The sequence below is a fragment of the Pseudoalteromonas sp. P1-30 genome (assembly GCF_001400005.1).
Classification (GTDB): domain Bacteria; phylum Pseudomonadota; class Gammaproteobacteria; order Enterobacterales; family Alteromonadaceae; genus Pseudoalteromonas; species Pseudoalteromonas atlantica.
Genome location: NZ_LKBC01000001.1, coordinates 632,716 through 645,565, shown reverse-complemented (window position 1 = coordinate 645,565; position 12,850 = coordinate 632,716). Strand labels below are relative to the sequence as shown.

The 12,850-nt window shown below is 40.5% G+C and carries 13 protein-coding genes; 5 read left to right on the top strand and 8 right to left on the bottom strand.

What is annotated here, in order from left to right; genetic code table 11:
• Window positions 1-645: 645 nt before the first annotated feature.
• Entirely contained in the window at window positions 646-1,311 is a 666-nt protein-coding gene (locus AN395_RS02815) for a hypothetical protein (protein ID WP_157683942.1), read from the top strand.
• A gap of 334 nt (window positions 1,312-1,645) precedes the next feature.
• Here AN395_RS02815 and AN395_RS02810 read toward each other — a convergent pair whose 3' ends face one another.
• Together AN395_RS02810 and AN395_RS02805 are read right to left on the bottom strand one after the other, a co-directional pair.
• Window positions 1,646-2,368, bottom strand: coding sequence for a class III extradiol ring-cleavage dioxygenase (locus AN395_RS02810; protein ID WP_235576540.1), 723 nt, complete (start codon window positions 2,366-2,368; stop codon window positions 1,646-1,648).
• Window positions 2,369-2,555: 187 nt separating this feature from the next.
• Window positions 2,556-3,311, bottom strand: a complete 756-nt coding sequence (locus AN395_RS02805; protein ID WP_054981995.1) for an SDR family NAD(P)-dependent oxidoreductase — start codon at window positions 3,309-3,311, stop codon at window positions 2,556-2,558.
• Between the two features lie 298 nt (window positions 3,312-3,609).
• On the opposite strand from AN395_RS02805, the gene AN395_RS02800 reads away from it, so the two are divergent.
• Both AN395_RS02800 and AN395_RS02795 read left to right on the top strand, forming a co-directional pair.
• Window positions 3,610-4,515, top strand: a complete 906-nt coding sequence (locus AN395_RS02800) for a LysR family transcriptional regulator (RefSeq protein WP_004586290.1) — start codon at window positions 3,610-3,612, stop codon at window positions 4,513-4,515.
• Window position 4,516: 1 nt separating this feature from the next.
• Window positions 4,517-5,464 (top strand): LysR family transcriptional regulator, encoded by a 948-nt coding sequence (locus tag AN395_RS02795; RefSeq protein WP_054981994.1) that lies wholly within the window; start codon window positions 4,517-4,519, stop codon window positions 5,462-5,464.
• A gap of 64 nt (window positions 5,465-5,528) precedes the next feature.
• Here the strand turns inward: AN395_RS02795 and AN395_RS02790 are convergent, their stop codons facing one another.
• Window positions 5,529-6,536 carry a zinc-binding alcohol dehydrogenase family protein gene (locus AN395_RS02790; protein WP_054981993.1) on the bottom strand — a complete coding sequence of 336 codons (1,008 nt, stop codon included), beginning with the start codon at window positions 6,534-6,536 and terminating at the stop codon, window positions 5,529-5,531.
• A 205-nt stretch (window positions 6,537-6,741) separates the two neighbouring features.
• Window positions 6,742-7,626 carry a LysR family transcriptional regulator gene (locus tag AN395_RS02785; RefSeq protein ID WP_054981992.1) on the bottom strand — a complete coding sequence of 295 codons (885 nt, stop codon included), beginning with the start codon at window positions 7,624-7,626 and terminating at the stop codon, window positions 6,742-6,744.
• 111 nt (window positions 7,627-7,737) lie between these two features.
• Between AN395_RS02785 and AN395_RS02780 the strand changes: the two genes are divergently transcribed.
• On the top strand, window positions 7,738-8,463 hold the full coding sequence (locus AN395_RS02780) for an aspartate/glutamate racemase family protein (protein WP_054981991.1): 726 nt from the start codon (window positions 7,738-7,740) through the stop codon (window positions 8,461-8,463).
• 26 nt (window positions 8,464-8,489) lie between these two features.
• Here the strand turns inward: AN395_RS02780 and AN395_RS02775 are convergent, their stop codons facing one another.
• Window positions 8,490-9,740: an NADH:flavin oxidoreductase/NADH oxidase family protein gene (locus AN395_RS02775; RefSeq protein ID WP_054981990.1), complete on the bottom strand. Its 1,251-nt coding sequence runs from the start codon at window positions 9,738-9,740 to the stop codon at window positions 8,490-8,492.
• 86 nt (window positions 9,741-9,826) lie between these two features.
• On the opposite strand from AN395_RS02775, the gene AN395_RS02770 reads away from it, so the two are divergent.
• Window positions 9,827-10,231, top strand: coding sequence for a MerR family transcriptional regulator (locus AN395_RS02770; protein ID WP_054981989.1), 405 nt, complete (start codon window positions 9,827-9,829; stop codon window positions 10,229-10,231).
• Between the two features lie 34 nt (window positions 10,232-10,265).
• Here the strand turns inward: AN395_RS02770 and AN395_RS02765 are convergent, their stop codons facing one another.
• From AN395_RS02765 to rmuC, 3 genes are all read right to left on the bottom strand, one after another.
• Window positions 10,266-10,559 carry a hypothetical protein gene (locus AN395_RS02765; RefSeq protein ID WP_157683941.1) on the bottom strand — a complete coding sequence of 98 codons (294 nt, stop codon included), beginning with the start codon at window positions 10,557-10,559 and terminating at the stop codon, window positions 10,266-10,268.
• Between the two features lie 68 nt (window positions 10,560-10,627).
• Complete coding sequence (locus tag AN395_RS02760; protein WP_054981987.1) at window positions 10,628-11,179, bottom strand: GNAT family N-acetyltransferase; 552 nt, start codon at window positions 11,177-11,179, stop codon at window positions 10,628-10,630.
• Window positions 11,180-11,222: 43 nt separating this feature from the next.
• Window positions 11,223-12,689, bottom strand: a complete 1,467-nt coding sequence (gene rmuC / locus AN395_RS02755) for a DNA recombination protein RmuC (protein ID WP_004586298.1) — start codon at window positions 12,687-12,689, stop codon at window positions 11,223-11,225.
• Between the last annotated feature and the right edge of the window lie 161 nt (window positions 12,690-12,850).

Genomic DNA, 12,850 nt, shown 5'->3' with positions numbered 1-12,850 from the left:
AGCAGTTCTATTCCGTGAGCAAGTCATTACTAAAGCACTTAAAATTCCAGCCTTTTTGTTGTCTTTATTATATTGCTCTTCATGCACGCTAAGTGCAGATAGTAAAAACTAAAAGTGCCTAACGAGGAGGGCTAATTATGTCACCTACTTTACCTCCTCCATCGTTTAGAGCACACTACATGATTTGAAAAGCTGATTTCTTACAATGTTGGCTTAGGTATAAGTATCATCCTTCTTTGATACCTTTGATTTTGGCTTGGTAACTTAGCTCAGGGGCTCATGAAAGTCGTACCTTTGGTATATTGAAACCTCATAAGCAGACGATTGCATATGGCCCTTAGTTTGTGAAAGTTACCCCAATGTGGATCTTCTGCTTTATCCAGAAAAATTATGGCATAAGTCGCCCTTTCTGTTGTTTGCCATGGCACGTTAAAGTCAGCCTAAAACGGATAAACAAAATATGTTTTTGAACAAAAGATACTGAACTAGCAAAGGTATGTATTCAAAGCCAGAAAGATAAGCTCAGTAATTTTTGACAATCAGCATAATAGTCCTCAAAAATGAGCCATGCATTGCTCTAATAGATTACCACCGTGCATTTACCATGCTTGTAGGGTGCTTTAATATAAGAATTAAATCAATTTCTTGTTGAGCGGCTATGCCTTTACTACTTGTATTTTTAAAGGTTGTTTATTTATCCCTATTGGTGCTGCTGAACACAGTCAAATAAAGGTCAATATAATTGTGATGAAGTTGAATGGAAGAAAAATTTTTCGACAATGGTTTCAATCATTAGAATGGCCTTATAGCTTTAAGTGCCAACTAATAAAAATTAGTAGTGACAGCGATATTTATTCATTAATAGGGTTTCATCCTTTCATTAAAGTGGTCGCCTATGATGAAGGAATCGAGTTAAGGCTTGTATTTAAAAATATAGTACCGAATACTGCATATTATGTTGAGCCATCATTTATTGGCGATCTTGCTCCAGCGCATTCTAAACATGGCTTCTACAACGAGTGGGATACAGGAGAACACATAAAATTTTATTCATCTTGTGATGATTTGATTATTTACGAAAACATAAAACCTATTTTAGATTATATAAATGACTGCGTTCGAAATGACGGAGGTGCTATATATTTAATTGCCTCTGGCTGTGGAACTGGGCATGGCGCACTAACAACTAGAAACAAAGCCAACTTAAGGTGTAAGCATGCTTTAGCATCTAATAATGAACTAAATGATGTTATATTTTTTGCTAAAGCAAAGTCGAGCAATTATTTAAAGTTTAATTGGAGCTGGTGCTAATAAATGCCTAGGAAAATCTAAATGTAAAGACCTTGTATTATGAGTTTGGTCATTAATTCCTATGCTTGTTTAATAACATTTATCAGTCTGCCAGCAAGAATTTAAAGCTACAGATATGCAGCCCTATCTCATCAAATATCTATTCGAATACCTCTAACATACCAAAAATTCTTATACCAAGGAGCTCAAAAAGTATATTGTTTATTAATTATAGTTTAGCCCAACACCTCTTTGTAAACCCCCATTACACTTTGATTAAAAAAACACAAGGCGCTTGCAGCGTGCTGATCAAAATTAATAAAACTTATAGGTATCAAGCGCTAAAATATCCATTTCAACCGCCTGCGCCCATAGCAGCAAAGAGTGGTAAAAAATGCTCTTGGGTAGGGTGGTTAAATAACACGTGGGGTGCATCGGCTAAGTAATTTAAAAGTGCGGGTGTGTCTTGCGCTAAAAGCTTATATTCAACCCATTGGGTAAACGCTTTTACCATTTGTACACGGTTAGGTGTAGCAGGGGTTTTAAACACTTCTCGTAGGTTGTGGCTAATGCCGCCAGAGCCAATAATTAATATATTATCATCGCGAAGTGGGGCAAGTAACTGCCCATATTCATACATGGCTTTTGCGCCTAGTTGAGTATTTATAGATACTTGTACAATAGGAATATTTGCCTGCGGGTACATTAAGCGCAGTGGTATCCATACTCCATGATCCCAGCCTTGGCGTTCATCAAGTATTGCTGTAATGCCTTTATTTTTAAATAGCGTTGCAATATTACCCGCAAGCTCATGATGACCTGGCGCAGGGTATTTAATGTTATACATATGCGCAGGAAAATTATAAAAGTCGTGAATGGTTTCAGGCGCTTGCCCTGCGGTTATTACAATATTATGGGCCGCTTCATCATGGGCGATATCAAAGTGCGCCGAAAATATAACAATAGCGCGTGGCGTGTTGAGTGACTTGCCAAGCGCTTTTAAAAAGTCAGACGTTGGCGATTGCTGTACGGCCATAATAGGTGAACCGTGAGAGATAAATAGTGCAGGTTGAGCCATGGTAATACCTAAGGATTTTATTAATATATCCTTATTTTATTGGCTTTTATTTTGTTAATAAATAAAGCGCCCATTGAGATATTATAAATACAGTATTGTTAAACTGATTTTTATTTGCCCCCACGTTAAAAAGCCAATGCGTAAACATCGGCTTTTAAATTAACACTAAATAAGCGATAAAGGCGTATTAGTAGTTAATTGCGCCACCATCAACGTTAATACATTGTCCGGTCATAAAATCGCTGTCTTCACTGGCTAAAAAGTAAATAGGGCCAAGTAAGTCTTCAGGCTCCATTGCACGTTTAATTACTCGTGAGCCTAGTGTGCTATTTTTAGCTTTATCAAACTGTGCGTTATTTTTAACGCCTTCGCTTTCGGTTAAGCCAACTAATAGGCAGTTAACTAAAATATTATCGTTAGCAAGCTCAGTGGCCAACGCACGTGTTTGCCCAACAACCGCGCCTTTAGATGCCACATAATGGCAAAACATAGGTGCACCGCGTAAAAATGTACCCGATGCAATGTTAATGATTTTACCACGACCTAATTTACGCATGCTAGGCAACACTGCTTTGGTACACTGAAAAGGCCCGCGTGCATTTACGCGCATAACTAAATCCCACTCGTCTTCAGATATTTCCCAAAATGGTTTAAGCTCAAGCGCAGCAAATATAGCAGCATTGTTAACTAATATTTCAACCGGGCCAAATTCAGCTTCGGTTTGTTTTACCATGGCATCTAACGATTCACTATTCGTTACATCTACTTTGCAGCCTATTGCTTGGCCGCCAGCGGCAATAATTTCAGATACAGCTGCGCTTGGGTCGGCTAAATCAGCAAGCACAACTTTAGCGCCTTGTTGAGCTAAACCTTTTGCATAAGCAGCGCCAATACCTTGTGCTGCACCAGTAACGATGGCTACTTTGTTGTTTAATCTTTTCATGGCTTTATCTCTTAGTCATTAATAAAAATATAAGCGTGCTTATTCACGTACAGCGATACTGCATTATTAATAAACCCGACTTGGCGTTAGAATGGATAAAAAGAAGCGTGATTGCTGCAGTAGCACGTATTAACTCCATTTTGTTGTAAATAAATAGTTATTTACGCAAAAAAATGTGTTTATAACGCTATAAAAACTCACTAACTGTGCAAAAATGCGATGTGTGGACTTTAACTGTTTTTATAAACATAATTAATACGATCTTTATTTAAAAATTATAAACAAGGCATTGCTAATAATGGATAAGCTAACCACCATGAAGACTTTTGTAAGTGTTGTACAAGAGGGGTCTTTTTCTAAAGCTGCCGATAAGCTCGACATATCGCCGCAACTTGTGAGCAAGTATGTGTCTGCGCTAGAAGAGGGGCTTGCTACCCGATTACTGCACCGCACCACGCGCAAAGTAAGCACTACCGAGGCGGGAGATCACTATTTTACCCGCTGCTTACAGGTGCTAGACGATATAGACGACATGGAAAATTCGCTCGATAACCTAAACGAAAATGTCTCTGGTGTGCTCAGTATTAGTGCCCCTATGTCGTTTGGGGTAAAGCACTTAGCACCGCTATTGGTTGAGTTTCAAAAGCGTTATCCAAATTTAAAATTAGATCTAAACCTTACCGACCAGTTTGTTGATATTGTTGAGCAAGGTATTGATATAGCGCTACGCATAGGGGTTTTAAAAAGCTCATCACTTATTGCTAAAAAAATAGCGCCTATTAGGTTAGCGGTGTTTGCCTCTCCTTCTTATTTAGCGCAGCACGGTACGCCTACTAGCTTAGAAGAGCTGCAATCGCATAACTATTTACGCTACGCACACACCGAGCCTACCAAAAAGCTACGTGGAGCGAACGAGCTTAAAAACGAGTTAAAGCTTGAAAGTAACCTAGTTGCTAACAATGGCGACCTGCTACTCAATGCCGCTATAGCAGGTGGCGGTATTGCCATGCAGCCAACATTTATAGCTGGTGAGGCGCTGGCACAGGGTAAAGTAGTGCGTATATTAAAAGACTACGAGCCTGAGCCAATAGGGCTTTATATGGTGTACGCAAACAGGCAGTTTTTACCCAGTAAAGTGCGCGCGTTTGTTGATTTTGCGAGCAATTATTACACCGATACACCTTATTGGGATTTAGGAGAGTGAGATGTCAATCACCAACCAATTAGCGTTATTTGTTGATGTAGTACAGCAAGGCTCATTTGCAAAAGCCGCGGCGCTGCACGATATGGACAACTCATCGCTTTCAAAGCAAATTAAAAAGCTAGAAAGCAGTTTAGGTATTCAATTACTTAATCGTTCTACGCGCTCCTTTTCGCTTACCTCCGCAGGGGAGGAAATACTCCAGCAAGCGCATATTTTAATTGATACGCTCAGTGATATTCATAGCATTGCCGACTCCTACCAAGCAAAACCTAAAGGTATTTTGCGCATTACCTCGGGCATGTTTTTTGGGCAGCAGTATGTGCAGCCTGCCATTAATTTATTTATGCAAAAATACCCTGAGGTAAAAATAACCCTCATGCTTGATGATAAGCGCAACGATATTATTGCCGATCATTACGATTTAGCATTTAGAATTGGCAAATTGAATGACTCCAATCTAATGGCAAAAAAAATATCTGACATGCACTTTGCTTTGGTTGCCTCTAATGACTTTATTGCACGCCATGGTATGCCAAGCACACCCGAAGAACTTATCGCCTTACCTGCAGTGGTTTATGGCAATGGCGATGTAAGCCTAGATCAAATTAAATTAAGCACCCAACCTCATGGTGATGAATACAAAACTCATAAAATGAAAGGCAACTATAAGGTAAGCGATGTACGCGCCATGCTTGATGCCACAAAAGCGGGTTTAGGGTATGTGATGCTAGATTTATTTAACCTAGAAAAACCCATAGACGAAATGGGGCTAGTGCCGCTATTAACTAATTATAAGCTCAGCGCATCGGGCACCGGTATTTATGCGCTGTATCCGCACCGTAAACAAACGCCACTAGTGAGCGAATTTATAAAAACTGTACAAGAGTATATTGGCAGCCCTGCATTTTGGGTAAAACATATTCCTAATTACAACCAGTTATATAAATAATAGCCACAAAAAAGCCCCGTTAGGGGCTTGGGTATACTCAAAAAAACTATATTAGCTAAAGGCCTTAAAAGCCTTCTAACACCACTTTACCTTTAGCGATTTGCGATTCAAGGTGCTGATGCGCTTTGCGTAAATTGGCTGCATTAATTTTACCTAAGTGCTCACCTACCGTAGTTTTAATTTGCCCTTGGTCAATCATAGTGGCTACGTTGTTTAAAATAACGTGTTGCTCTTGCATGTCGTCGGTTTTAAATAACGAGCGAGTAAACATAAGCTCCCAATGTACCGACACGCTTTTGTTTTTAAATGGCACAATATTAAGTGTTTCAGGGTCATCAATAAGGGCAAATTGACCTTGTGGCTTCACTACTTTTTCAATTTCAGGTAAGTGCTGCTCTGTATTGTTTAAGCTAACAACGTAATCCACTTCGCTTAATTTTTTAGCTGCAAACTCTTCACTTAACGGGTTACGGTGATTAACAATAGTGTCGGCACCTAAATGTTCTAACCACGATATTGTTTCAGCACGAGAAGCACTAGCAATAATATTTAATTTAGTGCGCTGCTTTAATAGCTGCACCATTATTGAGCCCACCCCACCGGCGGCACCAATAACTAAAATGCTTTTAGAGTCATCGTTTTTAGCTACGTTTAAACGATCAAACAATAATTCCCACGCAGTAATGCTAGTAAGCGGCAATGCGGCGGCTTCCCCATACGAAAGCGAACTTGGCATATGGCCAACAATACGCTCATCAACTAACTGAAACTGCGCGTTACTACCTGAGCGCGTAATGTCGCCTGCGTACCATACTTTGTCGCCTGGCTTAAAAAGCGATACGTTTTCGCCAACCGATTTAACAACCCCAGTTGCATCCCAACCAATTACTTTATACTCGCCCTCAGCTGCTGGCATTGCTTGGCGAATTTTAAAATCAACCGGATTAACCGATACCGCTTTAACTTCTACTAAAATATCGTGGCCGTGTGCTGTTGGCATTTCAAGTTCAATGTCTTGTAATGATAATTCGTTTTCGATAGGTAAACTTTTTTGATATCCGATTGCTTTCATGGGAGTTGCCTCGTTAGCTAGTTAATACTCTGTGTTGATGACGCTATTTTGGCTTTATCAAGAGCATTAAAAAAGAGACAAAACACCCAATTATTATGGAAATAAAACTCCATAATAAAATAGGTAAATAATTAAAATTCAATTGCACATAGCTGTTATCGTTTTAAATTAATAATACCTTATTAACTGTAACGGGGGTTTACAGTTAGCTTATATTGAGCTCAGTTAACTTATTCCACACACTTTCGCCACCGGGGTGCAAAGCCGCATGATATCTATACGCATAGTAAGTTATTGGCACGCAGTGGTGCTCACTCCCTACAACTACCAAGGTATTATTTTTAAGCTCGTTTGATATAACGTAGTCGGGCAGCCAAGCAATACCATTACCTGCAACAGCGTGAACTTTTAAAAGCTCAGTCATGGATGAAACAAACACCTTTTTAAGCTTAGCGCCCGATATAATAGGCTCTAACTGCCGGCCCATGTAGGAGTCGAGGCTGTAGGCTAAATGCGGTATAGGCGCTGCGCTTTCTAGGTTATATAAGGCTTTGCCTTGCTTGTCACAGGCGCTAACAGGTAACAACTTAGCATTACCTATTTTTTGATGACTAAACGGCGGCAGTTTAAGGCGTTCGTTATCAAAGGCAATAAGTAAGTCGCATTCACCTTGCTCTAGCGCTTCGGTGGCTTTATCTACGTCTATAGCCTCTAAATTAAGTACAATGTCGCGTTCATCTTGTGTTTGAAAGTTAGCGAGTTGTAAGGTTAAAAAACTCGCTAAAGAATGTGCGGCCGCTACCTTTACAGAATAATTTTGCTGCACCGACAACTCCTCAAGCATGCTAACCGAGGTATTCATTTGGTTAACTAAATTACGCGCCGTTATATGAAATATTTTACCGCTTGGGGTAAGAGTAATAGGCAAGTTTTCTCGGTCGATTAGGGCTGCGCCAAGGGCGTCTTCAAGGGCTTTTATACGCCGACTAAATGCAGGTTGCGTAATATGCCTAAGCTTTGCCGCTTGCGAAAAGCTTTTTGTGTGCGAGAGCGTTAAAAAATCTTCTAACCATTTACTTTCAATATTCATAGCGACCACTTAGTTATGCAGTTTGTGCATGGGTGGTAAAATAATAGCATTATTCAAACTAAATAAAACACTATAAATTAAGCCTATAAACTCAATAACCGGAATGCAATCATGCTTAGAACTCTTGGCGTATTAGGTGGAATGGGGCCTTTGGCTACCGCCTCATTTATGAATCAGGTAATTGCGCTATCGCCCGCTAAAAATGATCAAGAGCATATACCTATGTTTATAAGGAATATCCCGCAAATTCCTGACAGAACAAAATTTTTAATGGGTCTTGAAGATGAAAACCCATTTTTTGAGCTTAAAAAAGGCTTTAAAGAGCTAACAAGCTTAGGTGTAAGTTGTATTGTTATTCCGTGTAATACCGCGCATTACTGGTACGACGCGCTCACTAAAAATGCCGATGTACACACCATTAGCATTGTAAAAAGCGTTATAAAACAAGTAAAAGCCACGGGCAAACAAAAGGTTGGTATTTTAGCCACTACCGCTACGCTTAATATGGGCATTTACCAAAATGCGTTTAAGCAGCACAATATTGATTTTGTTGAACCAAACTCTCAGCAACAAGCAGCCATAATGGATGGGATAACCGCCGTAAAAGCGGGCGATTTAAATAAAGGTCGCCACTTGTTAAGCAAGGCATACGACTTAATGCTTGCTCAAGGTGCTGACTGCGTGTTGTTTGGCTGTACCGAAATACCGCTTGTGTTAAATGAACAAGCTAAACACTCGCCAGACACCTGCCTAGATACCATTGCTATTTTAGCGCAAGAGTGCGTTAACTGGGCATATGCAAACGCCCATCAATCAACGCTCTCAAGTGTGGCATAGAAAATATCAGTTTAAACTAGAGCTAATTAATTTAGCTCTTTAGTAAAGCGTTTTCGATAGCGCTTTGTAAGCTTTGCAGCGCGCATTTGGTCACTTATTAAAGTAAAAATAGCCGAGGCATTTGCTTTAACGCGTTTGCCTTGGCCCACTCGGCGAATTTGCCTTTTTACCAGCGCCATAGTGGCAAGCCCTGCAAGGGTTTTGTCTTTAAAGGTAACACGCGGCATAAGCAGGTTTTGCGTTGGCTGTGTTTGCCAGCAATTAACTAAATTAGGCTGATAAGCCAGTGCCGTGGCCATACCAACGAGCGCTACGCTTGAGCTAATTACTTTATTTGCCACATCTAATCGGCTAATGCCACCGGTGGTCATAATAGGTATGGTTGATTGCTCGCTAATTGCTTTGGCAAATTCCAAAAAGTACGCCTCACGTGCAAGTGTACGCTCATCGCCTGTTTGTCCTTGCATAGCCGGTGCTTCGTAACTGCCGCCCGAAAGCTCTACAAAATCAAGCTTTAATGCACTAAGCATATTAACAACTGCTTGCGCATCATGCGGTTCAAAGCCGCCGCGCTGAAAATCGGCTGAGTTTAACTTAACCGATACCGAAAAACCGGCGCTGCATTGCGCTTTAATACTACGTGTTATTTCAAGTAATAATCGCGCGCGATTCTCAAGGCTACCGCCCCATTCGTCATCACGCTTATTAGTTAGTGGAGATAAAAACTGCGCTAATAAATAGCCATGTGCAGCGTGTATTTGCACGCCATTAAAACCTGCTTTTTCGGCCTGTTGCGCTGTATGGGTAAAACGAGCGATAACATCACTAATCTCGCTTTTATCCATAGCTGTTGGCTGGGCAAATAAGTGAGAGTGCTTACCCATATTAAGCGCAATATCAGAGGCACTTAGCGCTTTACCGCCCATTTTTTTAAATACTTGGCGGCCAGGGTGATTTATTTGCATCACAATTTTACAGTCGTTTTGTTGCCCTAAACGAGCAAGCTCTGCAAAAGGCGTTATATCGGTTTGCTGCTCAAGGGCAAGGCCGCCAGGCCCTGTCATTGCAAGGTGGTCAACCATAACATTGCCGGTAATAATTAACCCGCACCCGCCTTTTGCCCATTCGTTGTATACATTTTTAAGCACTTGCGATGGCGTTAGGTCGGCCTCTGCGAGGTTCTCTTCCATAGCGGCTTTTACTACTCGGTTTTTAAGCGTTAAACCGCTTGGTAGGGTAAAGGGCGTAAATACAGCAGATTGTTCAAACTCAGACATAAATATAAACCATAAATTGACATTACAGGCACTATAACCTTAAAGTCAGCTTTAAGGTCAACCCGCTTTTTATAGTAGAGGCAATAATGAAAATAGGTGAACTAGCTAAGCACTCGGGTATTGCAGCAAGCACCATACGGTATTACGAAAGTATAGGGCTGCTGCCACCCGGTACGCGAAATAACAACGGGTATAGGCAATACGACAAAGCCAGTGTAGAGCAGCTTAAAATGATTAAGTTTGCACAAAGTTTAGGGTTTTCGCTTGAAGAAATCCCCTCCCTACGTAAGCCTAATGAGGAGCTAGATCACAACGCCATTATTGAGCGCCTCACTCAAAAACAACATGAAGCTAATGCACTAATTGAGCAGCTACAGCGTAAGTCTGAGCGTATTGGTAATTTAATTACAGTGCTTAATGCAAACTGGTCTAATGGAGAGTGTATTGGCGATGAAAAAATAAATGAGTTATTGAATGAGGTGGAGTATTAAAGGCGTAAGCGAGTACATGTGAGCTTTAGTTGTATTAGTTTTGCGGCGCTTTACCATGAAAATTGATATAAAGCTTTTGTAAGTTGCCAGGCATTAGAGGCCAACCAACCGCAATAGTATGAGAACTTGCGCCCCAAAATAATGTTTCTACGTAATATACGTCTATGTATTCAATTACTTTTGCCTCAGCATTTACTAGCTTTTCAGCCATAAAACTTAAATAACGCTGGGCTTGCTCCACATAGCCAAGAGCAAAAGCGTGTGTTGTGGCTTTAGAAAACGTCTCCATTTTATACGTGGTTTCACCTTCATCATATATGCTCAGCAACGCTTTAACTTAAGGGAATTGAGCAGTGATTTCGTGCAATAACTTATAAATTACAACATCCGTTTTCATCAATTGAACTCCGCGCTTAAAAGTCCAAAGCATTTTAAGTCGTGAAATTGCCCTTTCCAAAAACCACTTTGGCGCCTTGTGCCTTCTTCACAAAAGCCGAGCTTTATTAAAAGCGCCTCTGATGCGTTATTTCCTGGTACTGTGTCGGCTTGAATTCGATTTAAAGCACCGCAACTTAGCAATCCATCAAAGGCAGCTTTTATAATCATATGAATAGCCTCAAAAGCATAGCCTTTACCCCAATACTGGCTATTAAGGTCGTAACCAATAAATGCGTGCTTCATTGGTACTGACCAACTATTAAAACCGCAAGTACCTATTAACTCATCAGTATTTTTTAAACGGATAGCCCAGCGGATCCCTTCTCCATTTTTATACCGAATATTGAAAAATTCGATTAACTTATCGGCCTGAGAAACTTGAGTAAAGGGCGCCAGATCATAGTATTTAGTAACACCTTGGTCTGAAAAAAGAGCAAAAATAGCGTCTCTATCCTCATAATTTATAGGGGTTAACGCTAACCTTTGCGAATTGAGTAAGGGGAAAACCATTAACCTTCCTTTTGATGTATAAAACAGTAGAGATAAATCGAACTTAATCCAGCTCTAATTGGGCTTTTTCTACGCTTTCGTTTGGTAGCTCTTTTTGAACCGATACACCTAGCTCTTTAAATTCTGAAGCTTGTTTAATTAAGTTACCTTTACCACGGTAAAGCTGTGAAAAGGCTTTATCGTAGCTTTCTTTTGCGCGGTCTAGTTGCTTGCCAACACCTTCCATACTCGTTAAAAAGCCATTGAGCTTGTTATAAAAGCGCTCTGCACGATTCGCCAGCTCTTTAGAGTATTTAGTTTGCTCTTCAAAGCGCCACAGCTGTTTAACAATATTAAGGCTTGTAAGCAGAGTCGTTGGTGTAGCAACTAAAATGTTTTTTTCGATAGCTTGTTGGTAAATATCGCTTTGATATTTAAGCGCCTCAACAAATGCAGATTCTATAGGCACAAACATAATAACTACTTCAGGCGAATTTATACCTGGGAGACGATCGTACGATTTACTGGCAAGCTCGTTAATACGCGCGGTAACTGCATTTACATGCTCTTTAATTGCTTGGCTAGCCTCTAGCTCGTTTTCGGCATTAACGTAGCGGGTATAAGCATTTAGCGATGTTTTAGCATCAATCACTAAGTGGCGGCCCTGAGGTAAATACACCACTACGTCGGGGCGCAGTCGACCGTCTTCGGTATTAAACGATACTTCGCGTTTGTAGTCAGTACCCGCGCGCAGGCCTGCGCTGTCGAGTACATTTTCGAGCATTAGTTCGCCCCAATTACCTTGGGTCTTTTTTTGCCCTTGTAAGGCATTACTAAGTTTATCGGCTTGCTCTGTAATAGCTTGGCTTTTAGCTTGCAAGTGCAGTAGCTCAGTTTTTAGGGCAGCACGTTGTTTTAAGTCTTCAACGTGAATAGATTCCATTTTATCTCTAAAGCCTTTTAGCTCCCCTTGAACTGGCTTTAATAGTTGCTCAATGCTTTCTTGGTTTAGGGTTTTAAAGCTTTGCGATTTTTCTTCTAAAATTTTATTAGCTAAGTTTTCAAACTCTTTTTTAAGCACATTTTTGCTTTGCTCTATTTGTGCAAGCTGCTCGGTAAAGTTTTGCTGCTTTTGCTCAAGCGTAGTTCGCATATTATTAAGCTCAATATCGCGCTGGTTATATTGCTCTCGCAAGGCACTAAGTTCGCCTTCGGCTTTACGCCAAAAATGGTTGTATTGAACACTTTGTTTTTCTTGCTCGCTAAAGCGAGTTTTAAAATGCTGCGCTTCATCGCGTTGCTCTTGATGTGACTGCTCGAGCAGCTCGTGCTCATCAAATAAGGCCGTGTATTGCAGCTGTTTATTGTCGTACTGGTTTTGTAATAACGATAACTGTTGCTGTTGCTCGCTAATGTGTTGTTTTAATTTATTACGAGAAGGGAGCGACACTAGGCCATATAGTACGAGCCCTGTTGCAAGCCCTGCGCTGGCACTTAACCAATCTATATGCGTTAATAGCTGAGTAAACATAAAATAAACTTATAAAATTTAGAGACATGCCATCATAACGAATAAAGGTAGTGGGGGGTAGGGGCGTAACATTTACTAAAGGCATAAAAAAGCCAGCTAAAAGGGCTGGCTCAATCATTACTAAATTTAGTAACCAATCAGGGAAATCAACATGAAGCTTG